At 72.9% G+C, this 21,717-nt stretch carries 20 protein-coding genes; 14 read left to right on the top strand and 6 right to left on the bottom strand.

What is annotated here, in order from left to right:
• Positions 1 to 20: 20 nt before the first annotated feature.
• Positions 21 to 1,337, bottom strand: coding sequence for a UDP-N-acetylglucosamine 1-carboxyvinyltransferase (gene murA / locus ACTOQ3_RS03810; RefSeq protein WP_440082012.1), 1,317 nt, complete (start codon positions 1,335 to 1,337; stop codon positions 21 to 23).
• 107 nt (positions 1,338 to 1,444) lie between these two features.
• Here murA and ACTOQ3_RS03815 point away from each other — a divergent pair, with 107 nt between their 5' ends.
• The gene (locus tag ACTOQ3_RS03815; protein WP_440082013.1) at positions 1,445 to 1,996 is read left to right on the top strand and encodes a hypothetical protein; all 552 of its coding nucleotides are present in this window, start codon (positions 1,445 to 1,447) and stop codon (positions 1,994 to 1,996) included.
• Positions 1,997 to 2,026: 30 nt separating this feature from the next.
• Here ACTOQ3_RS03815 and ACTOQ3_RS03820 read toward each other — a convergent pair whose 3' ends face one another.
• Both ACTOQ3_RS03820 and ybaK read right to left on the bottom strand, forming a co-directional pair.
• Positions 2,027 to 3,415, bottom strand: coding sequence for an amidase (locus ACTOQ3_RS03820; protein ID WP_440082014.1), 1,389 nt, complete (start codon positions 3,413 to 3,415; stop codon positions 2,027 to 2,029).
• A 136-nt stretch (positions 3,416 to 3,551) separates the two neighbouring features.
• Positions 3,552 to 4,052 carry a Cys-tRNA(Pro) deacylase gene (gene ybaK / locus ACTOQ3_RS03825; RefSeq protein ID WP_440082015.1) on the bottom strand — a complete coding sequence of 167 codons (501 nt, stop codon included), beginning with the start codon at positions 4,050 to 4,052 and terminating at the stop codon, positions 3,552 to 3,554.
• A 99-nt stretch (positions 4,053 to 4,151) separates the two neighbouring features.
• On the opposite strand from ybaK, the gene hisD reads away from it, so the two are divergent.
• From hisD to hisF, 8 genes are all read left to right on the top strand, one after another.
• Positions 4,152 to 5,459 carry a histidinol dehydrogenase gene (hisD, locus tag ACTOQ3_RS03830; RefSeq protein WP_440082016.1) on the top strand — a complete coding sequence of 436 codons (1,308 nt, stop codon included), beginning with the start codon at positions 4,152 to 4,154 and terminating at the stop codon, positions 5,457 to 5,459.
• Between the two features lie 209 nt (positions 5,460 to 5,668).
• Positions 5,669 to 6,739 (top strand): histidinol-phosphate transaminase, encoded by a 1,071-nt coding sequence (locus ACTOQ3_RS03835; RefSeq protein WP_440082017.1) that lies wholly within the window; start codon positions 5,669 to 5,671, stop codon positions 6,737 to 6,739.
• Between the two features lie 5 nt (positions 6,740 to 6,744).
• Entirely contained in the window at positions 6,745 to 7,365 is a 621-nt protein-coding gene (gene hisB / locus ACTOQ3_RS03840; protein ID WP_362842915.1) for an imidazoleglycerol-phosphate dehydratase HisB, read from the top strand.
• 49 nt (positions 7,366 to 7,414) lie between these two features.
• A complete protein-coding gene (locus ACTOQ3_RS03845; protein WP_440065022.1) occupies positions 7,415 to 7,570 on the top strand; it encodes a hypothetical protein in 156 nt (51 codons plus the stop codon).
• Positions 7,567 to 8,202: an imidazole glycerol phosphate synthase subunit HisH gene (gene hisH / locus ACTOQ3_RS03850; protein ID WP_440082018.1), complete on the top strand. Its 636-nt coding sequence runs from the start codon at positions 7,567 to 7,569 to the stop codon at positions 8,200 to 8,202. The genes ACTOQ3_RS03845 and hisH overlap by 4 nt, the downstream gene beginning before the upstream one ends.
• An 82-nt stretch (positions 8,203 to 8,284) precedes the next feature.
• Complete coding sequence (locus ACTOQ3_RS03855; protein WP_440065021.1) at positions 8,285 to 8,626, top strand: hypothetical protein; 342 nt, start codon at positions 8,285 to 8,287, stop codon at positions 8,624 to 8,626.
• A gap of 4 nt (positions 8,627 to 8,630) precedes the next feature.
• Positions 8,631 to 9,353 (top strand): bifunctional 1-(5-phosphoribosyl)-5-((5-phosphoribosylamino)methylideneamino)imidazole-4-carboxamide isomerase/phosphoribosylanthranilate isomerase PriA, encoded by a 723-nt coding sequence (gene priA, locus ACTOQ3_RS03860; protein ID WP_362842794.1) that lies wholly within the window; start codon positions 8,631 to 8,633, stop codon positions 9,351 to 9,353.
• Positions 9,354 to 9,363: 10 nt separating this feature from the next.
• Complete coding sequence (hisF, locus tag ACTOQ3_RS03865; protein WP_362676280.1) at positions 9,364 to 10,134, top strand: imidazole glycerol phosphate synthase subunit HisF; 771 nt, start codon at positions 9,364 to 9,366, stop codon at positions 10,132 to 10,134.
• Positions 10,135 to 10,158: 24 nt separating this feature from the next.
• On the opposite strand, the gene ACTOQ3_RS03870 is transcribed toward hisF, so the two are convergent.
• Positions 10,159 to 10,566 carry a nuclear transport factor 2 family protein gene (locus ACTOQ3_RS03870; protein ID WP_440082019.1) on the bottom strand — a complete coding sequence of 136 codons (408 nt, stop codon included), beginning with the start codon at positions 10,564 to 10,566 and terminating at the stop codon, positions 10,159 to 10,161.
• A gap of 498 nt (positions 10,567 to 11,064) precedes the next feature.
• On the opposite strand from ACTOQ3_RS03870, the gene ACTOQ3_RS03875 reads away from it, so the two are divergent.
• From ACTOQ3_RS03875 to ACTOQ3_RS03895, 5 genes are all read left to right on the top strand, one after another.
• Positions 11,065 to 12,228: a ricin-type beta-trefoil lectin domain protein gene (locus tag ACTOQ3_RS03875; protein WP_440082020.1), complete on the top strand. Its 1,164-nt coding sequence runs from the start codon at positions 11,065 to 11,067 to the stop codon at positions 12,226 to 12,228.
• A 472-nt stretch (positions 12,229 to 12,700) separates the two neighbouring features.
• Positions 12,701 to 14,263: a protein kinase domain-containing protein gene (locus tag ACTOQ3_RS03880; protein WP_440082177.1), complete on the top strand. Its 1,563-nt coding sequence runs from the start codon at positions 12,701 to 12,703 to the stop codon at positions 14,261 to 14,263.
• Complete coding sequence (locus ACTOQ3_RS03885) at positions 14,260 to 17,115, top strand: BTAD domain-containing putative transcriptional regulator (protein ID WP_440082021.1); 2,856 nt, start codon at positions 14,260 to 14,262, stop codon at positions 17,113 to 17,115. Before ACTOQ3_RS03880 ends, ACTOQ3_RS03885 begins: the two co-directional genes overlap by 4 nt.
• 76 nt (positions 17,116 to 17,191) lie before the next feature.
• Positions 17,192 to 17,827: a hypothetical protein gene (locus ACTOQ3_RS03890; protein ID WP_440082022.1), complete on the top strand. Its 636-nt coding sequence runs from the start codon at positions 17,192 to 17,194 to the stop codon at positions 17,825 to 17,827.
• A complete protein-coding gene (locus tag ACTOQ3_RS03895; RefSeq protein WP_440082023.1) occupies positions 17,811 to 18,371 on the top strand; it encodes an OmpA family protein in 561 nt (186 codons plus the stop codon). Before ACTOQ3_RS03890 ends, ACTOQ3_RS03895 begins: the two co-directional genes overlap by 17 nt.
• 834 nt (positions 18,372 to 19,205) lie before the next feature.
• On the opposite strand, the gene ACTOQ3_RS03900 is transcribed toward ACTOQ3_RS03895, so the two are convergent.
• Both ACTOQ3_RS03900 and ACTOQ3_RS03905 read right to left on the bottom strand, forming a co-directional pair.
• Positions 19,206 to 20,603 carry a glutamine synthetase family protein gene (locus ACTOQ3_RS03900; protein WP_440082024.1) on the bottom strand — a complete coding sequence of 466 codons (1,398 nt, stop codon included), beginning with the start codon at positions 20,601 to 20,603 and terminating at the stop codon, positions 19,206 to 19,208.
• A 94-nt stretch (positions 20,604 to 20,697) separates the two neighbouring features.
• A complete protein-coding gene (locus ACTOQ3_RS03905) occupies positions 20,698 to 21,321 on the bottom strand; it encodes a putative Ig domain-containing protein (protein ID WP_440082025.1) in 624 nt (207 codons plus the stop codon).
• Positions 21,322 to 21,717 lie beyond the last annotated feature (396 nt).

A 21,717-nucleotide genomic window follows, 5' to 3' on the forward strand; every position in this document is an offset into this window, starting at 1 on the left:
AAACACCCGATTGCCAATCCTTACCCGTTCTGCACCTTTTCTCGACTGATCTTCAGCCCGAGCGAGGCGAACTGCTCGAACGGCCGGTGGTAGCCCCGCTCGATGTGGTGCACCCCGCGCAGCGTGGAGGTGCCCTCGGCCGCGGCGGCGGCCAGCACGGCCGAGAACCCGGCCCGGATGTCGGGCAGCGTCACGTCGGCGCCGCTCAGCCTGGACACGCCGCGCACGACCGCCGAGTGCTTGGCGTTGGTGTCGTGGTAGCGGCAGGCGGGGCCGCCGAGGCAGACGTCGAACACCTCGATCTCGCAGCCCATCTTCTGCAGCGCGGGCACGTAGACCAGGCGGTTCTCGAACACCGTCTCGTGCAGCACCGACATGCCCTGGGCCTGCGTGAACAGCACCATCAGGGGGGTCTGCCAGTCGGTCATGAACCCCGGGTGCGTGTCGGTCTGCACCGCCGCGGCCCGCAGCCCGTGCGGCGCGGACGCCGACAGGTAGTCGTCGGTGATGTCGACCTCGGCGCCCATCCTGGCCAGGGTGGTGATCGCGGTCACCAGCCGGTCCTGCGGGCAGCCGTGCACCCGCACCTGCCCGCCGGTGATCAGACCGGCCGCCAGGTAGGAGAACGCCTCGATGCGGTCGCCGTTGAGCCAGGTGGAGGCGCCGTGCAGGCGCTCCACGCCCTCGATCACGATGCGCCGGTCGGGGCTCAGCTCGATGCGGGCGCCCATGCGCTGCAGGAACAGGGCGAGCTCCACTACCTCGGGCTCCATCGCCGCGCCCTTCAGCACGGTCTTGCCCTCGGCCAGCACCGCCGACATCAGGATCGTCTCGGTGGCTCCGACGCTGGGGTAGGGCAGCTCGATCCGGGTGCCGCGCAGCCGCTTGGCCTTGGCGTACACCCCCGTGTCGCTCACCTCGACCTCGGCGCCCATCGCGCGCAGCGCCTCGACGTGGAAGTCGACGGGCCGGCGGCCGATCGGATCGCCGCCCACCAGCGGCACGAACGCCTCGCCCGCCAGGTGCAGCAGCGGGCCGAGCATCAGGATCGGGATCCTGTTGAGACCGGTGAACGCCGCGGGGACGTGCGGGTTGATCTGCTTGCCCGGGGCGACGGAGATCTCCCCGGCGCTGATCTCCACGTCGATGCCGAGCGCCCGCAGCATCTGAGCGGTGATCCCCACCTCGCCCACGTCCGGGGCGTTCTGGATCGTGCTCTCACCGGTGCCCAGCATCGCGGCGACCATGTGCTTGGAGACGCCGTTCTTGGAGCCGCGGACCTCGACATCGCCGCGCAGCGGCCCGGAGGGTTCGATCAGCCATACCTCTTCATTCACCCCGCCAGAGTAACGGGATTCGGTCGAAGCCTCGGATGGCGCCGGGCCGAGGGCTATGTAACATCGGGCACATCTGCACAGAGGGTGAGGGAACCATGGTGCGCGGCATGCGTGACTTTGTGATCACCGTGCTGGTGCTCGCGCTGGCCGGGGTCGTCGCCGGGGTCCTGTGGTCGCTGGCGGCGCCGCGCGCCCCGTACGTCGCGACGAGCCGGGGACCGCTGCTGGCGGACCCCTCCACACAGGCGCTGATCGCCGCCGACGGCTGGTTCGCCGTGATCACCGGCGCGCTCGGGCTCGTCTGCGGAGCCGTCGGTTACAGCGTGTCGCGCGGGGGCCGGCCGCTGCCGGTGGTGATGGGCCTGGCCGCGGGCGGCCTGTGCGGCGCGTACCTGGCGCTGGTGGTCGGGGAGGCGGTCAACCTCGGGGCCGTGAGCGTCACCGCCTCGGGGACGTCCAGGCCGCTGATCGCGGGGCCGCTGGCGCTGACCGCCAAGGGGGTGCTGTTCGCGTGGCCGACGCTGGCGGCCGGTCTCTTCTTCGCCCTGGAGGGCATCGCGGGTTACCGCGACTCCCCGCTGCGCCGTCCGTTCGGCGGGAACGACCCCTACGGGCCGCTGTCGTCGTACGACATCAGCGGCCGGATCGGCGACCGGTAGGCGCCGATCCGGGGTCCGAGGGGGCCGGGGTCAGAGGGGCGGCCTGCGCGAGCTGTGGCCGGTGGCGCGCTCGAACGCGTGGGCCAGCCGCAGCACCGCCATGTCGGCGAAGGGACGCCCGATGATCTGCACGCCCACCGGCAGCCCGCCGGGGGTGAACCCGCACGGCACCGACGCCGCCGGGGTGTGCAGCACGCTGACCCAGTAGGCCGAGCGCATCCACGCCAGGTAGTCGGGCAGCGCCTCCCCGTTGATCTCCGAGACGTACGGGGCGTCCACCGGGAACGGCGGCACCTGGCTGACCGGCGCGATCAGGAAGTCGTAGGTGTCGAAGAAGGAGTTCATCCGCTGGTAGAGCCCGCTGCGCAGCCGCTCCGCGCGGGCCAGGTCGGCGCCGGTCACCTCGCGGCCCCGCTCGACGTTCCAGCGCACGTTCGCCCCCAGGCTCTCCGGCGGCAGGTCGCCGTAGGACAGCGCGTAGTACCACGCGCGGTAGATCCGGAAGGCGTCCTCGGCGGCGGACAGGTCCAGATCCACCCGCTCCACCCGCGCGCCCAGCCCCTCGAGGGCGGCCGGGGCGTCCGCGGTGACCTCGGCCGTCTCCGCGTCGACCGGCAGCCCGCCCAGGTCGGGGCTCCAGGCCACGCGCATCCCGGTCAGGTCGAGGTCCAGCGGCCCGGCGAAGGCGGAGCCGCTCCCGATGATCGACAGGGGGGAGGCGGCGTCGAACCCCGCCACCGCGCTCATCAGCAGCGCCAGGTCCTCCGCGGTACGGGCCATGGGGCCCGGCACGCCGAGGGTGAACCAGGCCGCGACGGGCGACGGGGAGGGGACCCGCCCCGGGGTGGGCCGCAGCCCCGCCACGTTGCAGAAGGAGGCCGGGTTGCGCAGCGAGCCGCCCATGTCGGAGCCGTCGGCCAGCGCCACCATGCCGGTCGCCAGCGCCGCCGCGGCCCCGCCGCTGCTGCCCCCGGCCGACCTCGACAGGTCGTAGGGGTTGCGGGTGGCGCCGAAGATCTCGTTCACGGTGTGCGAGCCGGTGCCGAACTCCGGGGTGTTGGTCTTGCCGACCGTGATCGCCCCGGCTTCGCGCATCCGCCGCACGATCGGCGCGTCGGTGTCGGGGACGTGGTCGGCGAAGATCGGGGAGCCGTACGTGGTGCGGATTCCCGCGGTGTCGGCCAGGTCCTTGTGCGCGACCGGCAGGCCGTGCAGCGGCCCCCGCCACCGGCCGCGGGCCAGGTCCCGGTCGGCCTCCTCGGCCTCCCGCCTGGCACGCTCGGCCACCAGCGTGACGATCGCGTTGACCTCCGGGTTGACCTCCTCGATCCGCCGCAGGTGCGCGTCGAGCAGCTCGACCGCACCGACCTGCCTGGTACGCAGCAGCTCGATCATCTCGGTGGCGGTCAAGTAGTGCATCTTCCCCCCGGATGTCCCTGGTCAGGTGTGTCCTGTCGTACCGAGTCTGACCGAATGTCACCGCGCGCCGCGTCGGCAACCTTCGACAGGACCTGGCGGGGGGAGCGGGTCCGTCTTGTGGGACCTCGCGAGGCGGTCAGCCGGGTTTTCCGATGGGGGCGGTGACGGCCTGGGTGAGCCGGACCAGCTCCGAGGGGGCGGTCTCGATCTGCAGCCCGCGCCGCCCGGCGGAGAAGTAGATCGTCGCGAAGCCGAGCGCGGAGGCGTCGACCACGGTCGGCAGGCGCCTGCGCTGCCCGAGGGGGCTGATGCCGCCGACCACGTAGCCGGTGACCCGCTCGACCTTGGCCGCGTCGGCCATCGTCGCCCGCTTGCTCCCCAGTGCCGCCGCGAAGGCCTTGAGGTCGAGCTTGCCGGCCACCGGCACCACCGCGACGGCCAGCCCGCTCTCCACCTCGGCGACCAGGGTTTTGAAGATCTGCCCGTACGGCACTCCGAGGGCGTCGGCCGCCTCCTCGCCGTAGGCCTGCGCGTTCGCGTCGTGCTCGTAGGGGTGCAGGGTGAAATCGACCTTGGCCTGGGCCAGGGCCACCGTCGCGGGGGTTCCCTGCCCGCCCTTGCTCTTGCTCTTGCTCACCGGGGAAGCGTAGCGGCTGGTTAAAATCTACATAGTAAAGGCATCGTCCGGATGATGGACGGGACGATATCGGGTGGCGGACCTCCGTAGACTGAACGGGTGATTTCGCGTACCGACCTGCGAGGGCCTCTGCCCGAGGACCTTCGCGACGTGCTGCCCCGTGCCGACCTCGACGTCGAAGCCGCCCTGGAGAAGGTGCGGCCCATCTGCGAGGACGTGCATCATCGCGGGGTCGCCGCCGTGCGCGAGCTGACCGCCAGGTTCGAGGGGGTCGAGCTGGAGTCCACCCGGGTGTCCGCCGAGGCGATCACCGGGGCGCTGGAGAGGCTCGACCCGAAGGTCAGGGCGGCGCTGGAGGAGTCGATCCGCCGCACCCGCCTCGTCCACCGCGACCAGCGGCGCGCCGACGTCACCACCCAGGTCGTGCCCGGCGGCACCGTCACCGAGCGCTGGGTGCCCGTCGACCGCGTGGGGCTGTACGTCCCCGGCGGCCGGGCGGTCTACCCCTCCAGCGTGGTCATGAACGTCGTCCCCGCCCAGGAGGCGGGGGTGCCCTCCCTGGCGGTCTCCTCGCCCGCGCAGCGCGAGTTCGGCGGGCTGCCGCACCCGGCCATCCTGGCGGCGTGCGCGCTGCTCGGCGTGGACGAGGTCTACGCGGTCGGCGGCGCCCAGGCGGTGGCGATGTTCGCGTACGGCACCGAGGAGTGCCCGCCGGTCACCATGGTCACCGGCCCCGGCAGCATCTGGGTCGCCGCCGCCAAGCGTCTGCTCAAGGGGCGCATCGGCATCGACTCCGAGGCCGGTCCCACCGAGATCGCGATCCTCGCCGACTCCACGGCCGACCCCGTGCACGTCGCCGCCGACCTGATCAGCCAGGCCGAGCACGACACGATCGCCGCCGCCGTGCTCGTCACCGACTCGGTGGAGCTGGCCGAGGCCGTCGAGCGGGAGCTGCCCCGCCAGGTCGCCGCGACCAAGCACGCCGAGCGGATCACCGAGGCCCTGTCGGGGCGCCAGTCGGGCATCCTGCTGGTCGACGACATGGAGGCCGGGCTGCGCGTCGTCGACGCGTACGCCGCCGAGCACCTGGAGATCCACGCCGCCGGGGCGCACGCGCTCGCCGCCCGGGTGCGCAACGCCGGAGCGATCTTCGTCGGCTCCTACGCGCCGGTCTCGCTGGGCGACTACATGGCCGGCTCCAACCACGTGCTGCCCACCGGCGGCTGCGCCTGCCACTCCTCGGGACTGTCGGTGCAGACGTTCCTGCGCGGCATCCACGTCGTCGACTACAGCCGCGAGGCCCTCGCCGGTGCCGCCGCCCACGTGTGCGTGCTGGCCGACACCGAGGACCTCCCGGCGCACGGCGCGGCGATCCGCGCGCGATTCGACTGGGAGGTGCCCTCGTGAGGACCTCCCGGCCCGTGCTCACCGGGCGCGCGGCGATCCGCGCGCGATTCGACTGGGAGGTGCCCTCGTGAGGACCTCCCGGCCCGTGCTCACCGGGCGCGCGGCGATCCGCGCGCGATTCGACTGGGAGGTGCCCTCGTGAGGACCTCCCGGCCCGTGCTCACCGGGCGCGCGGCGATCCGCGCGCGATTCGACTGGGAGATTCCCTCGTGAGGCTCGAAGACCTGCCGATCCGCGACGACCTTCGGGGGCGCACGCCGTACGGTGCCCCCCAGATCGACGTCCCGGTCAGGCTCAACACCAACGAGAACCCCTACGGGCCCTCCGCGTCCCTGGTCGCCGGCCTGGCCGAGGCCGTACGCGCCCAGGCGGGCGAGCTCAACCGCTACCCCGACCGCGACGCGCTCGCCCTGCGCGGGGAGCTGGCCGCGTATCTGGGGCACGGCCTGGCCGTGGAGCGGGTCTGGGCGGCCAACGGCTCCAACGAGGTGCTCCAGCAGATCCTGCAGGCCTTCGGCGGCCACGGCCGCGTCGCGATGGGCTTCGAGCCCTCCTACTCGATGCACCCGATCATCACCACCGGCGCCTCGACCGAGTGGATCTCCGGGGCGCGCGAGGACGACTTCGGGATCGACCCGGACAAGGCCGTCGCCGCGATCGAGGAGCACCGGCCCGACGTCGTCTTCCTGACGTCGCCCAACAACCCGACCGGCACTGCCCTGGACCCGGCGGTGATCGCCAGGATCGTCGAGGCGGCGCCGGGCATGGTGGTGGTGGACGAGGCCTACTTCGAGTTCGCCCGCACCGGCACGCCGTCGGCGCTGACCCTGCTGCCGGACAACCCCCGGCTGATCGTCACGCGGACGATGTCCAAGGCGTTCGCCATGGCCGGGACCCGGCTCGGCTACCTGGCCGCCCACCCGGCGGTGATCGAGGCGCTGCTGCTGGTCCGGCTGCCGTACCACCTGTCCACGCTCACCCAGACGGCGGCGCGGGTCGCGCTCGCCCACGGCGCCGAGTTGCTCGGCGCGGTCGACGCGCTGCGGGCCGAGCGGGACGCCACGGTGGAGTGGCTGCGCGGCCGGGGGCTGACGGTCGCCGACTCGGACGCCAACTTCGTGCTGTTCGGGCTCTTCGAGGGCCGGCACGCGGTGTGGCAGGGCCTGCTGGATCGCGGGGTGCTGATCCGCGAGGTGGGACCGCCCGAGTGGCTGAGAGTTTCGATCGGTACCCCCGAGGAGATGGCGGCGTTCCGCGCCGCCCTGGAGGAGATCCTGTGAGCAGCATCACCGGCGGCGCCGGTATCGAGACCGCGCCGCGTCGCGGTCGCGTCGAGCGTGTCACCAAGGAGACCTCGGTGCTGGTCGAGGTCGACCTCGACGGCACCGGGAACGTCGAGGTGTCCACCGGTGTCGGGTTCTTCGACCACATGCTGAACCAGCTCGGCAAGCACGGCCTGTTCGACCTGACGGTGAAGACCGAGGGCGACCTGCACATCGACGCCCACCACACGATCGAGGACACCTCGCTCGCGCTGGGAGCGGCGTTCCGCGAGGCTCTGGGCGACAAGTCGGGGCTGCGGAGGTTCGGCAACGCGTCCTGCCCGCTGGACGAGTCGCTCGCGGAGGTCACGGTCGACCTGTCGGGGCGCCCCTACCTGGTGCACAGCGAGCCCGAGGGCATGGCTCCCATGATCGGCCCGGAGTACGACACGACGATGACCAGGCACATCCTGGAGTCGTTCGTCGCCCAGGCCGCCATCTGCCTGCACGTGCGCGTCCCGTACGGCCGCAACGCCCACCACATCGTGGAGGCGCAGTTCAAGGCCCTGGCCAGGGCGTTGCGGGCGGCCTCGGAGCGCGACCCGCGTGCCACCGGGGTGCCCAGCACGAAGGGCGTGCTGTGACCGTTTCCCGTGCTGTGACCGTTTCCCGCGCGGGGAGGAGGACGCGCCGGTGAGTGACAACTGGACGGCCGTCGCGATGGCCTTCGTGGCCCTGTTCCTCGTCGGCGGGATCGTCTCATTCCTCAAACAGGGTCTGAGGAAGGGCGCGCTGCTGCTCGCCGCCCTCGCGGCCCTGGCGACCACGGCGGCGGTGCTCTGGTGGTGAAGAAGAAGGTAACCGTTCTCGACTACGGCTCGGGCAATCTCCGCTCGGCGGAGCGCGCGCTGGCCCGGGTCGGCGCGGAGGTCACGGTGACGGCCGACTACGAGGCCGCGATGGAGGCCGACGGCCTCGTCGTGCCGGGTGTGGGGGCGTTCGCCGCGTGCATGGCGGGGCTGCGCGCCGTGCGCGGCGAGCGGATCATCGCGCGGCGCCTGTCGGCCGGGCGGCCGGTCCTCGGCATCTGCGTCGGCATGCAGATCCTCTTCGAGACGGGCGTCGAGCACGGCGTCACGACCGAGGGCTGCGGGGAGTGGCCGGGCACGGTGGAGCGCCTGGAGGCTCCGGTCCTGCCCCACATGGGCTGGAACACGGTCAAGGCGCCCGCCGAGACCGTGTTGTTCGCCGGGCTCGACGCCGGCACGCGCTTCTACTTCGTGCACTCGTACGGCGTGCGCTCCTGGGAGCTCCAGGCGGGACCGGGTTTCGCCGATCCGCTGGTCACCTGGTCCGAGCACGGTGTGCCGTTCGTCGCGGCGGTGGAGAACGGCCCGCTGGCGGCCACCCAGTTCCACCCGGAGAAGTCGGGCGACGCCGGAGCGCAGCTGCTCACGAACTGGCTCGGGACCGTCACGTGATCTCGCGGGCCGCGGGTGGGTTTCCGGCCGGGGGTCCGGCCGGGGTCTCGTTCGGGTTTCCGGTGCGCCCGGTGGGTTCCCCATGAGCAAGGAGCGGGCCAGGCGCAGGGCCGAGCGGGAGGCCGAGCAGGCGCGCCAGGCGGCTCTGCGCGCCGAGCGGGAGGCGCGGCTGGCGCGCCGGCGCGAGCGGGTCGGCAGGGTGGTCGCGCTGCTGCCGGGCAGGCCCGTCCGCATCGTGTCCCAGGGCGGCATCATGGCCCGCCGCCGCCGGACGCAGAACGGTGTCGCGGCGGTGCTGTTCCTGATCGTCCAGGTGATCGTCTGGCTGCTGTGGTCCTCGTGGGCGGCCCGGTTCGGGGCTTTCGTTATCTCTTTGCTGTTCGTACCGCTTTTTCTCACCCTTGTCTTCGACCGGAGGTCTTGAACCGATGTCGCTTGAGCTGCTCCCCGCCGTGGACGTCGCCGACGGCCAGGCGGTCCGCCTGGTTCAGGGCGCGGCCGGCACCGAGACGTCGTACGGCGACCCCCTGTCCGCGGCACTCGCCTGGCAGGAGGCCGGTGCCGAGTGGATCCATCTGGTCGACCTCGACGCGGCCTTCGGCCGGGGCAGCAACCGCGAGCTGCTCGCCACCGTGGTCGGCGCGCTCGACGTCAACGTGGAGATGTCCGGCGGCATCCGTGACGACGCCTCCCTGGAGATCGCGCTGGCCACCGGCTGCCGCCGGGTGAACATCGGCACCGCGGCGCTGGAGAACCCCTCCTGGTGCTCCAAGATCATCGCTGAGTACGGTGACCGGATCGCGATCGGGCTGGACGTGCGGGGGACGACCCTGGCCGCCCGCGGCTGGACCCAGGAGGGCGGCGACCTGTGGGAGGTCCTCGCCCGCCTGGAGGGCGACGGCTGTCCCCGCTACGTCGTCACCGACGTCACCAAGGACGGCACGCTGCGCGGCCCCAACCTCGACCTGCTCCGCGAGGTCTGCTCCCGCACCGACAAGCCGGTGGTCGCCAGCGGCGGCGTCTCGTCCCTGGACGACCTGCGCGCCCTGGCCTCGCTGGTCCCGATCGGCGTCGAGGGGGCCATCGTGGGCAAGGCCCTGTACGCGCAGGCCTTCACCCTCGAAGACGCCCTCGCCGCCGTGAGTTCCTGAGGGGTTGCAGATGACTGTCGCGGTACGAGTGATTCCCTGCCTGGACGTGGACGCCGGGCGGGTGGTCAAGGGCGTCAACTTCGAGAACCTCCGCGACGCGGGCGACCCGGTCGAGCTGGCCCGCCGCTACGACGCGGAGGGGGCCGACGAGCTGACGTTTCTGGACATCACGGCCTCCAGCTCCGACCGGTCGACGATGTACGACGTGGTCAGCCGGACGGCCGAGCAGGTGTTCATCCCGCTGACCGTGGGCGGAGGGGTGCGCTCGGTCGAGGACGTCGACAGGCTGCTGCGGGCCGGTGCCGACAAGGTGGGCCTGAACACGGCGGCGATCGCCCGGCCCGAGTTGCTGACCGAGGCGTCGCGGCGGTACGGGGCGCAGTGCATCGTGCTGTCGGTGGACGCCCGCCGGGTCGTCGACGGGCCGCCGACGCCGTCCGGTTTCGAGGTGACCACGCACGGCGGCCGCCGGGGCACCGGCATCGACGCGGTGGAGTGGGCTCGCCGGGGCGAGGAACTCGGGGTCGGCGAGATCCTGCTCAACTCCATGGACGGTGACGGCACCCGCGACGGCTACGACCTGGAGATGATCCGGGCCGTGCGTGCCGCGGTGTCGGTTCCGGTCATCGCCAGCGGCGGGGCCGGTTCCGTCGAGGACTTCCCTCCCGCGGTCGAGGCGGGGGCGGACGCGGTGCTGGCGGCGTCGGTGTTCCACTTCGGGCAGCTCAAGATCGGTGACGTCAAGGACGCGCTGCGGGGGGCGGGGCATCCGGTTCGCTGACGTCGTCGAGTGTCGCGGATGCCCTCACTCCACTTCCTCGGGTGCGAAGTAGTCGCGTAGCAGAGCGATCTTCCCGTCACGGAGGCGGAAGATCTGCACCAGCGACATGGTCGTGGGCCCGGCGCTTCCGTCGAAGGCGGTGTCGATCTCGGCGACGAACACGTCGGGGTCGGTGGTGGTGTGCAGCGCGTACCGACTCCCGGCCACGTTCAACGTGCGGTCGGTGCGCACCGGCCGCTTGTAGTACGCGGCCATCGCCTCGCGGATCTCCTCGCGCCCCTCAAGGCGCCTGGGATAGGGATGGCCGGCCGGGACGAGCGGCGCCTCGATGACGCCGTCCACGGTGAACAGCTCGGCCAGTGCCGCGGCGTTCCGGGTCATGGCTCCGGCCCGGACGTACCGTTCGAAGATCTCCTGGGGGGTTTCGGGCACAGCGTGCTCCTTCGCTCGGAGGGAAACGCGGAATCAGCGCGATCCGGTCTGACGGCGGTGCTGTCGACCGTACCGGATCTGTACGCCTGATGATTTGCCGGCGTTACAGCGGGTTCATGGGCGACGTTCGGCGAGTGCGTTCTGCGGGTGGCTTTATGTCTCGCCCGCGACCTCGTCTGTCTCGGGGCGCCGTGTGGCGTGGTCCGCTTCCGCGTGGTCGAGCGCCTTGGCGGTACGCGATGGCCGGGTTCGGCCTGGTCGGCGTTGCGGAACCGCCGGTCGGGGCGAGGCGGGGCGGCGTATCGTGTGCTGTGCCGGAATGGTGACGGCCTCGGCCGGGTGATGTTGTCTCCGGCGATTTCTCGGACGTCCAGATTTCTCGGCTAATGATGTCAGGTGCGAGTATATATGCCTGTTCCAGCGGATTCCAGAAAGAAGAGAGGATTCGTATGGGATCGACGCTTTCTCGATATCGGGAAATGCGCGCTTGTTATTACTTTGGGCAACCTGTTCGTCAACTGGACGACCGGTGACGTCGAGTTCCGGGTCGGGTTCTTCCTCTGCGCGCTGATCCTGGCCGGAGTCCTGGCCTGGTGGCAGGAGCGGGATCGGGCCGGACCTGAGGCGGGGGCGGTGGTGCCCGTGTCGTTCGGTGTGTCGCGGCAGGGCGCCGTCGTGCTCTGTGTCGCCGGGGCGGTGGCGGTCACGCTGGGGGGTGCGGTCGCCGTGTCCCGGTCGCTGTCCGCGCCCGACTTCGAGGCGCGGGGGGTCACGGTCGTCTCCCGGTTCGCGGTGGGACAGCCCATGGTCTACGGCGGCGAGTCGGTGAAGCGGGTCCGGATCGGCGAGTCACTGGCCTACAAGGAGCCGAAACCCGAACGCAGCTGGGATCTTCAGCCCGTCCGGCACGAGGGGATCCTGCACCACCGGATCGTCAACGTCGAATCGAGGCTCTGCCTGGACGTGGATGCCAGGCTCCCCCGCCAGTCCTCCTATCTCACCAACTCCCTGTGCGACGAAGCCTCTGACGGGCAACTGTGGCGTCTGATCGACGGCACCTCACAGGGCAGGATCGCCTCCTACGGCGGTGAACTCTGTATCGACATCGAGCAGGCGGTCCGCGATCCCGGGGTCGCACTGGTCCTGCGGAACTGTTCCGGCCGGGCCGGCCAGTACTGGCAGATCACCAAGGGCCTGCCGCCCGGCACGGGCAGCGCGATCGCCAGCGCCCAGAACGGGGACTGCGTCGACGTTCCCTTCACCGGCGGCCGGCTCCTGCGCTGGGACTGCCACGGCGAGTCCAACCAGGCGTTCACCTACCAGGAGGTCTCCCCGGGGCCGGGGACGTACGTGATCCGCAACGGGTCCGGCTGCGTGGTCCCCCAGGCGGGCGGCGACGCGGCGGGGGTCGTCCGGCGGCCGATCTGCCCGAGAGGGGACCCTCCGGCCGACGCGATCTGGGACTTCGGCGCGCGGGACACCAGGCGCGAGTGGCAGTACTGGGAGATCAGGCATCGCCTGACCGGCCGCTGCCTCCGGGTGGAGGGCGAGTCGCACGAGGCTGGAACGGAACTCACCCTCCGGGCCTGCGATCGCACGGACAACCACCAGCAGTGGCGCACCCCTCTATGGGCCCGCTACCCCGACGCGCCCCGCACGTGATCGGCCTGCGCGCGGCGGGAACGTGACGCACCGCCTTTCAGGCGAGGGTTCCGGGGTCGATCGTCAGGGGGACGGGGCCGGGCAGGGTGGCGGCGGTACCGGGGGCGGAGCTCGGAGCGGGTGTGGTTCGCGCTGCGGCGGGCCGGTGCTCCGGGCGGCCGTCGTGGCCGACGTCTGGTGATCTCGGCCTTCGGCCTGCTCGGGCGCACCGGTTGCGGGCTTCTTTCAAGCCGCCCGGAACACCGGCCCGCCTCCGCGCACGGCGGTTCCGTCCTGCGGGGGTGCGGGCCGTAGCCGCTTCGTTTCCGGCGGCCCAGGACGCGTTCCCGCGCTGAAGCCTTCGTGCGGGGTGGTTCGAGGGCTGGTCGCCGTAGCCGAAGCGCCCCCGGGGGAAGGAGTTCGGGGCTGAGCTCTTTGGCGTACAAAATGCCAGTGTGCGCGGATTTGACGGCATAAGGTGGCTCCGGTGAACATGATCGGCGGCTACGTGCTCAGGCGTGAGCTGGGCCAGGGCGGCATGGGCGTGGTGCACCTCGCCACGACCCCGACGGGGGGCCTGGCCGCGGTGAAGGTGATTCATCCGCAGCTGGCCCGCGACCCGGCCTTCCGGCGGCGTTTCGACCGCGAGGTCGCGGCGGCGCGCAGGGTGGCCAGGTTCTGCACCGCTCCCGTGCTCGACGCCGGGGTCGAGGACGGCGTCGCCTACCTCGTCACCGAGTACGTCAGGGGACCCGACCTGGCGCAGGCCGTACGCGAGCAGGGGCCGCTGACCGGTGCCAACCTGGAGGCGCTCGCGGTCGGGATCGCCACCGCGCTCCACGCGATCCACGGAGCGGGAGTGATCCACCGCGACCTGAAACCGTCGAACGTGCTGCTGTCGCCCCTCGGCCCGCGCGTGATCGACTTCGGCATCGCGCAACTCGTCGACACCCAGAGCCTGGCCAGCCAGACGATCCTGGGCACGCCGGCGTTCATGGCGCCCGAGCAGGTGCGCGGCGAGCCGCTGACGCCCGCGGCCGACGTCTACGCGTGGGGCGGGGTGATCGCGTTCGCCGGCACGGGACGGTTGCCGTTCGGCGGCGGCGCGCCGTCCGAGGTCCTCTACCGGATCGTCAACGAGGGACCGAACCTCGAGGGTCTCGACGAGCGCGTGCGTGCCGTCGTCGAGGGGGCCATGGCCAAGGACCCCGCGCGCCGGCCGAGCGCGCAGCGGCTGCTGGACGAGCTGGTCGGCGGCAGGCCGACCCCGGCGACGGCCAGTCAGGCCGTCGAGCGCGCCTGGACCGGCGGCGGAGACGAAGGCGGGGGCGGCAAAGAGGGCGCGCCAGGCGGACCGGCCCCGCCCGGGGAGCCGGGCGTGCCCGGGAGACCCGCCGGGGCCGGCGCGGCGACCGGGAGGCGGCGGTGGCCGTGGATCGCGGGTGCCGCCGCGCTCGTCGCGGTCCTGGCGGGCGGATGGACGTTCTACGCCGGTCTCGGCACGTCCGCGTCGTCCTACCGGGCCGGCTTCGCCGACTCCTGGGCCGTCGGCGCGTCCGACGGCGGTAGGGCCCGGCTGGACGGCGAGACCTACCGGCTGACCGCCAACCCCGGGTGGCGGCTGTGGAAGTCGGCCCCCTTCTCCGAGGGGTCGGCCGGGGGCGTCGTGGTCAGCTCCAGAATGCGGCTGGAGGGGGGCTCGGGGGAGTTCGGCGTGTGGTGCCGCGGCGACGTGGGCACCGGCGACCGCTACGAGTTCGCGGTGACCGCCTCGGGCGAGGCCTCGATCGTCAAGCGGCGCGGCGGGCGGGGCGTCGTCCTGCACGGACCGGTGCGGATGGGGAAGGCGGCCGACAACCGTGTCGTCGCCCGGTGCGCGCAGCGGGGTGAGCGGGTCGTCCTCGGCATGTGGCTCAACGAGGAGCCGGTGGGGGAGGCCGCCGACGCGGAGGACCCCTACGGCCCGGGGGCCACCGGCGTCTACGCGGCGCCGGACGCGGCCACGCCCGTCCGGGTCGGGTTCCACACGTTCGAGGTCCGCCCGGCGGAGGGATGAACGTGCGGTTCGGCGTGCTGGGAACACTGCGGGTCGTCGAGGGGGAACGTGATCTGACGCCCGGCCCCGCCAAGCACCGCACGCTCCTGGCCGCCCTGTCGCTGAGGCCGGGACGCACGCTGACCGTCGACCGGCTGATCGCCGAGGTGTGGGGCGAGGAGCCGCCCGCCTCGGCGGAACCGGTGCTGCGGGTGTACGTCAGCGCACTGCGCAAGGTGGTCGGCGGGATCCGCACCGTACCCGGCGGCTACCTCCTCGACGTCGATCCCGACGAGGTGGACGCGCACAGGTTCGAGCGCCTGGTGAGCGCGGGCCGGCGGGCCAGGGACGCGGGCAGGACCGCCGAGGCGGCCGACGGCCTGCGCGCCGCCCTGGCACTGTGGCGGGGGCCCGCGCTGGCCGATGTCGACTCGGCCGAACTGCGGCGGGCGTACGCCCTGCCGCTGGAGGAGCTGCGGCTGACCGCTCTCGAGGAGCGCGTCGAGCTGGACGTGGCGCTCGGCCGCGGCGCCGAGGTGACGGGGGAGCTGCGCGCGCTCGTGGCCTCGCACCCCCTGCGGGAGCGGGCGTGGGCGCAGCTCGTCCTCGCGCTCGGTCAGGCGGGGCGCAGGTCGGAGGCGTTGGGCGCCTACCGGGAGGCGCGGCGGCTGCTCGTCGGGGAGCTCGGCCTCGAGCCGGGTCCCGAGCTGCGGGAGGCGCACGAGCGCGTGCTGGCGGGGGGCGCTTCCGCGCGGGCCCTGCCGAACGAACCGGCGGGGGGCGCTCCCGCGCGGGCCGTGCCGAACGAGACACCGCCCGACGTCGCCGACTTCACCGGGCGCGAGCACGCGCTGGAGTGGATCCGCCGGTCCGTGCCCGTCGCCGGGACCGCGCCCGTCCACCTGGTGCTGCACGGTCCCGCGGGGACGGGCAAGTCCGCGCTGGCGGTTCACGCGGCCGCCGGGCTCGACTTTCCCGGCGGGCGGCTGCACGCCTCGCTCGGTGCCAGGACGCCGGGCGCGGTGCTGGAGGACCTGCTGCGCTCGCTCGGCTGCCCGGAGGGGGCGGTGCCGCCCGGCCTGGCCGAGCGGACGCGCCTCTACCGCAGCATGGTGAGCGGCCGGCGGCTGCTGGTGGTGCTGGACGACGCGGCCGACGAGGCTCAGGTGCGCCCGCTGCTGCCCGCGGGGCCCGGCTGCATGACGCTGGTGACCAGCCGCTCGCCGCTGTCCGGCCTGGAGGCGGCGCGCGCCTTCGAGCTCGGCGTGTTCGACGCGGACGAGTCCGTGGAGATGCTGGCGCGGGTGGCGGGGGAGCGGCGGGTGCGGGCCGAGCCGCGGGCGGCCGCGCGGATCGCGACGCTGTGCGGGGGGCTGCCGCTGGCGCTGAGGATCGCCGGTTCCAGGCTCGCGCGGCGGCCGAGCTGGACGCTGGAGCACCTGGCGGGACGTCTGGAGGACGAACGCGGCCGCCTCGACGAGCTCAGCGCGGGGGACCTGGCCGTGCGCGGCAGCCTGGCGCTCGGCTACCGCGCGCTCTCGGAGCGGGAACGGCTGCTGCTGCGCCGTCTCGGCGCGCTGTCCGCGCCGCACGTCGCCCCGTGGGCGGCCACCGCCGTTCTCGGGGAGCCCGCCGGTCGTTTGCTGGAGGCGCTGGCCGAGGCGGGTCTGCTGCGGGCGCGCGGGCTCGACGCGAGCGGCCAGGAGAGGTACGACTGGCATGACCTGACCAGGCTCTACGCCGCCGAGCGGCTGGCCGCGGAGGAAGGGCCGCCCGCCCGGGTCCTCGCCGCGGCCGCCGGGGAGATCCTCGACCGCGCCCGGCGGGCCAGGGCACTGCTCCTGCCCGCCGAACCGGGCTCCGGCCGGACCGTGGCCCGTACGGCGGAGCAGGCCGCGGACCTGGACACCGCGCGGCTGCGGGAGTCGGCCCGCTGGCTCGCCGCCGAACGGGGCTTCCTCGTCGCGACCGTCGCCGACCTCCAGCGGGCCGGCCTGGACGAGGCGACCTGGCGGCTGGCCTTCTACCTGACCCCGTTCCTCGAACTGGGCGCGCACCGCGAGGACTGGCACGTGGTCGTGCGGCTCGGCCTGCGGGCCGCGCGGCGCACCGGCCACCGCCACGGCGAGGCGCTGCTGCTGCGCTCCCTGGCCGACCTGCACCGTACGGAGGGCCGTCTGGAGGAGGCCGCCGACCTCCTGCGGCGTGCGCTTCCGCTGGCGGAGGCGCACGAGGTGCCCCGTACCCGCCACCGGCTCGGCCTGGTACGCCTCGCCCAGGGACGGCTCCCGGAGGCGGAGGCCTGCTTCGTGGCCTGCCTGGCCGCGTTCTCGGCGGCGGGAGACCGGCGCGGCAGGGCCGACGCGCTGCGCGCGCTCGGCGGGGCGCGGCAGGCCGAGGACCTGCTGCACGGGAGCCTCGCGGCCTACCGCGAACTGGGCGATCCGCGCGGCGAGGCGGCCGTCTCGCTCGACCTCGCCGGGCTCGACCTCGACCGGAAACGTCCCTCGGAGGCGCGCGAGCGGGCCGAACGCGGTCTCGGTCTGGCCAGGCGCCTGGGGGACCGGCTCCCCGAGGCCGCGGGACTGGTGCTCATCGCCAGGGTGGCCCTGGCCGAGGGACGGCCCGACGCCGCCCGCGGGGCCGCGGAGGAGGCGCTGGGGACGTTCCGCGAGTACGCGGACCGCCGGGGCGTCGCGCGGGCGCTGTTGACCCTGGCGGCGGCCCTGCTGGATCTCGATGAGGTGGCTGAGGCGGTTGATGCCGTATCGGACGCTGTGGGAGAGTTTGACGCTCTTGGTGACCGGCACGGCCTCACCGAGGCCGAAGAGCTCGCCCGTGAGGTGTCGCGGCGCCGTGGCCTGCGCGTATAGCGCGCTATGCGAGTCCTGAAGGTGGCCCGCGTACGGTCGGGCTCGATGCGATCCACGACGGGCGGAGAAGGACGAGATGCGAAGAGGGTTCACGCCGGGGGCGGTCGCGGTGGTGCTGGCGGCCACGTTGAGCGGCTGCGGGATGCTTCCCGGGCAGCAGGGGGGCGGCGGGGAGGAGCGGGTGACGACGACGCTGGAGGTCGCGGACCCCGTTGACACCGCGAAGCCGACGGAGGCCACGGCGACGACGGGGGCCGGCGATCCCGCCGAGCCCTCCGGGCAGGTGGACGCGCCCGCCGAGAGCGAGCGGGTGATCGCCCGCAGGGAGGTCAAGGCGAGTGGCGCCGACCTGACCGTGGAGATCACCGGCATCCGGCGCCAGGGCCGGCTCTCCACGCTGACCTGGACGGTCACCAACAACGGTGACGAGCGGTGGCAGATGAACAGCGACATGGGCGACACCCCGGGCGGTCTCGGCCTGACCGTGGCCGGGGTCAGCCTGGTCGACCCGGTCAACGGCAAGCGGTACGTCGTCGCGCGCACCGGGAGGTACCCGAAGGCCAAGTGCCTGTGCTCCGAGTACGACGTGTTCACCGAGGCCGGTGAGGTGCTGTCCCTGCACGCCACGTTCGCCGCTCCTCCGCCGGACGTCACGAAGATCAATGTGGACCTCAAGGTGCTGGGTGTGTTCACCGATGTCCCGATCTCCTGAACGCCTCACGGCCCTGGCACTCGGGCTCGCCCTGGCCGCTGGCCCCGCGACGGCCGCGTGGGCGGATCCGGGAGGCGACATCACGGCCGGGGTGGAGGACGTCGTCGCCCCCGTCGAGGACGTCGTCGCCGAGGTGGAGTCGCTCGACGGCGCCGAGAGCGAGGCGCGGCAGGGCGAGCAGGTCACCGTGGCGATCGCCGGCGACGTGCTGTTCGCCCTCGACAGGGCCGTGCTGACACCGCGGGCGCGGCAGCGGCTGGGGCGGGTCGCCGCGAAGGTCCGGGCGGACTCCGCGGGCGGGACGGTCAGGATCGAGGGGCACACCGACGACCAGGGCGACGACGCCTACAACACCGCGCTGTCGCTCAGGCGGGCGCAGGCCGTGCGGCAGTCCCTCCAGGGGACGTTGACGGGGGTGGTCTTCCAGGTCGCGGGCTTCGGCGAGAGGCGGCCCCGGGTGCCCAACGTCGTCCAGGGGCGGCCGCTGGAGGAGAACCGGGCCAAGAACCGGAGAGTGGAGATCGTCTTCACCGCCAGAGGGTGATGATCCTTGGGGGTACGCCGAGCGGCTTCCGGGATGCTTCGCGGTTGAGGGTGTCTTGCCTGTTTCGCGCTTGAGCGTGTGTCGCGGTGTTTCGTGGTTGAGCGTGTCTTGCGGTGCGGTTTCTGCGTGTCAGGTCTTTTCGTGCTCGCCGCCGTGCCGGAGTTCGACCCCGTGACCGCCAACGACCCGGTGCGGCTGGGGGAGAACCGCTCACGTCCGACCTGTGCCGGTGCTCCGGGGCGGGGTTCGCGCTGCGGCGGTTCCCTCCTACGGGGATGCGGGCCGTAGTCGCTCCGTTTCCGACCGCACAGGAGACGTTCCCGCGCTGAAGCCTCTGTACGGGCTGATTCGAGGGTTGGTCGCCGTAGCTGAAGTGTCCCTACGGTAAAGGAGCGCAGGACTGGGCTCAGACGAGCATGGTTGACGGGGGACCAGGTCAGCGCCAGTTCGTCCCGTCCGTCGCCGTCGTAGTCGGCCGATGTCCGGGGAAACGCCGGGCGGTCGTCGGGGCGCAGCTTCCGGCCGGCCGGGTCCGTGGCCGGTCCGAGCCGGCGGATCGTCCTCCCGCCGCGCCGCAGCCCGTTCCCCCCGCCGCGAAGCCGTCGCCGTTGACGTCGCCGGGGGGGTCAGTGACGGCGACGGTGACGGCGCCGGTGGCGGCGGCTCGGGGAGCAGCGCCGACGGTGTCACGTACGGGACCGGGGAAGCGTCCCGCCCGTCTCCGAAGCCACATCCGCCGAGCAGGAGGACGAGTACCAGGGCCGTTCCGGTTCTGCTTTTTATCGCGCACTCCCATATATGCGGGGATGTACGGCGATATTAGGGCTTAAGGATTTAGAAGACCCGGGAGTGGTGGAACAGCTCGTAGGCGGCGTTCTGGGCGGCGAAGGACCTGGCCTCGGAGCGTTTGACGGCCAGGTAGGCGGAGGCGCGCAGGGGGCCGAGGGCGTTCATGAGGACGTCGTCGGCCTCCAGGGCGTCCAGGGCCTCGTCCAGGGAGGCCGGGAGGCGGCGGACGCGTCCGGCGGGGAGGGTGGCGGGGTCGACGTTGACGGGGTCGCCGGGGTCGAGGCCGCGGCGGATGCCGTCCAGGCCCGCGTGGATGACGGCGCCCAGCGACAGGTAGGGGTTGGCCGAGGAGTCGGAGGGCTTGAGCTCCAGGTTGGCGGACGCCGCGGCGTCGCGTCCGGTGGGGGAGCAGATCCGCACCGCCGCCTCACGGTTGTCCATGCCGTAGCAGGCGTACGCGCTCGACCACGACCTCGGTGTCAGGCGCCGGAAGCTGTTCACCGATCCGCAGGTCAGCGCGGTGAGTGCCGGGAGGTGGGCGACCAGGCCGCCGATGAAGCGATAGGCGGCGGCCGACATGCCGTAGCGGTCCGAGGGGTCGCCGAAGGCGTTGACCCGGAGTCCGGGGTCCCAGAGGGAGACGTGGAGGTGGGCGCCGTTGCCCGGCTGGCCGGCGAGGGGCTTGGGGGCGAGGGAGGCCCACATCGACATGCGCGCGGCGACGCCCCTGACCGTCTCGCGGTAGATCACGTGGTTGTCGGCGGCTTGGAGGGCGGGGGCGTGGTGGATCGACAGTTCGTGCTGGCCGTGGCCGAGTTCGGGATGGTAGTGCTCGGGCCGCAGGCCCTGGCTCTCCAGGGCGTGGAGCAGGGTCATCGTGTAGTCGTGGAGCCGGTTGAAGCCGGCGGTGGAGTAACACAGGCTGTCGTCGGCGGGGACCAGCCGGTCCAGGCCGCCCGCGGGGTCGGGTTCGCGGCGGCCCAGGGTGAACTCGGGTTCGAAGGCGGCGACGAGGGCGTGCCCCTCGGCGGCCAGGGCGGCGACGGCCTCGCGCAGGAAGGTGCGCGGGCAGACGGGCCAGGCGGAGCCGTCGACCTGGCGCAGGTCCGCCAGCATGGCCGCGGCGCCGGGAGCGTAGGGCAGGTGGACGAACGTGGCCGGATCGGGGACGAGACGGACCTCTCCCACCGGGCCGAGGCCCTCGACGTCCTGGAGTTCGTCGAGCATGTTCATCGCCATCATCGCCACGGTGTGCCCGATGCCGGTGTGGAGCCGCTCCGCCAGCCGGGAGCGGGAGGTGGCCTTGCCCCTGATCACGCCGCCGTGGTCGGCGTACAGGAAGCGGACCAGCTCGGCGCCCTCGGTGTCGGCGCGTTCGACGACGCGACGCGCCGCGGCGGTGTCGAGCGGGTGGGGGCCGGTCATGGCCTGCTGATCTTCCATGCCTCCTGCGTAACACGTCCTCGGGGGGAGGGGAAGCACCCCGGGGCGCTCGCCCCGGGAGCGGTCCGGGGCGGTCGCGAGATTCCGCCCGCGGTCATGCGGTGGTCACGTCACCGCCGGAGCCGCCGTCGGAGCAGGGCGCACCGGCGAGGGAGGGAGCAGGGGAGGGCGAGCGGGCGCACTCGCAGGTGATGGTGATCGTCACCGTGCCGGTGGCGCAGCCGCCGGAGGCGACGCACGCCTCGATCGGGACCGTCCAGGTGCCGGGTACCCGGGAGGCGCCGCCGAGCAGGCCGTCGGCGTCGAGCGTGATCCCGGCGGGCAGGAGGGCGGGGTTGACCAGCCTGAAGGCGATCGTCTCGCCGGTCGGGCCGGCCAGCGTGATCCTTCCTCGCAGCGGCCGGTCGACGGGAGCGCCGAAGTGGCCGAGGGACGGGTGGGCCGAGAGGGACGAGGAGCCTCCCGCGAGGGGTCGCCCGGTCCCGCCGCCGATCGATGTCCGTACGGAGGCCTGCACCGGCGCCGGGACGGGAGCCTGGACCGGGGCTTGGGCCGGTGCCGGTGCCTGGACGGGTGCCGGTACCTGGACGGGTGACGGAGCCGGAGGCGGGTCCGGTACCGGGATCGCGAGGGCGACCCGTGGGGTCGCCAGCACGCCGCACACGACGGCTCCGGCGACGACGGCCCCGATTCCGGGGAAACCCCGCTTGCCACGCATGAACGATCCCCCCGTACGAGAAACGGACTTCCCCCAGGGTGCCGGAAAGATCATCAAGGGAGTGCCGTGATGTCTTCCGCGGTCATCCATGATCGGGTCAGGACGTTCGCCGTACGGGTGGTCTCCGTGTCATGTCACCTGGGTGTGGTCCGTACCGCCCTGGTTCCGTACCACTCTGTACGGCATTCCGTACCACGCTGTACGGCGGGGCCGCGCGACTTCGGGCGGCGGGGCGCGGGGGTGACCTCGTGGCTGGTTCGCGGGTACGGGGGTGTCGTGGCGGCTTCCGGTGATCGCCGCGATACGTTTCCGGGATCGGCGGGGCCGACGGCATGGCGTTCGACGCGGGTGCGCGCTCCCCTGTGGGTCAGCCGGGAACGCGGGTGACGCGGTTCG

The sequence above is a fragment of the Streptosporangium sp. LJ11 genome (assembly GCF_051918945.1).
Taxonomy (GTDB): domain Bacteria; phylum Actinomycetota; class Actinomycetes; order Streptosporangiales; family Streptosporangiaceae; genus Streptosporangium.

Coding starts and splice junctions, on each gene's coding strand:
- ACTOQ3_RS03815 (WP_440082013.1), top strand. CDS start 1,445: ATGCGTGACTTTGTGATCACCGTGCTGGTGCTCGCGCTGGCCGGGGTC.
- ACTOQ3_RS03820 (WP_440082014.1), bottom strand. CDS start 3,415: ATGCACTACTTGACCGCCACCGAGATGATCGAGCTGCTGCGTACCAGG.
- ACTOQ3_RS03855 (WP_440065021.1), top strand. CDS start 8,285: ATGAGCAAGGAGCGGGCCAGGCGCAGGGCCGAGCGGGAGGCCGAGCAG.
- priA (WP_362842794.1), top strand. CDS start 8,631: ATGTCGCTTGAGCTGCTCCCCGCCGTGGACGTCGCCGACGGCCAGGCG.
- hisF (WP_362676280.1), top strand. CDS start 9,364: ATGACTGTCGCGGTACGAGTGATTCCCTGCCTGGACGTGGACGCCGGG.
- ACTOQ3_RS03880 (WP_440082177.1), top strand. CDS start 12,701: ATGATCGGCGGCTACGTGCTCAGGCGTGAGCTGGGCCAGGGCGGCATG.
- ACTOQ3_RS03885 (WP_440082021.1), top strand. CDS start 14,260: ATGAACGTGCGGTTCGGCGTGCTGGGAACACTGCGGGTCGTCGAGGGG.
- ACTOQ3_RS03890 (WP_440082022.1), top strand. CDS start 17,192: ATGCGAAGAGGGTTCACGCCGGGGGCGGTCGCGGTGGTGCTGGCGGCC.
- ACTOQ3_RS03895 (WP_440082023.1), top strand. CDS start 17,811: ATGTCCCGATCTCCTGAACGCCTCACGGCCCTGGCACTCGGGCTCGCC.
- ACTOQ3_RS03900 (WP_440082024.1), bottom strand. CDS start 20,603: ATGGAAGATCAGCAGGCCATGACCGGCCCCCACCCGCTCGACACCGCC.
- ACTOQ3_RS03905 (WP_440082025.1), bottom strand. CDS start 21,321: ATGCGTGGCAAGCGGGGTTTCCCCGGAATCGGGGCCGTCGTCGCCGGA.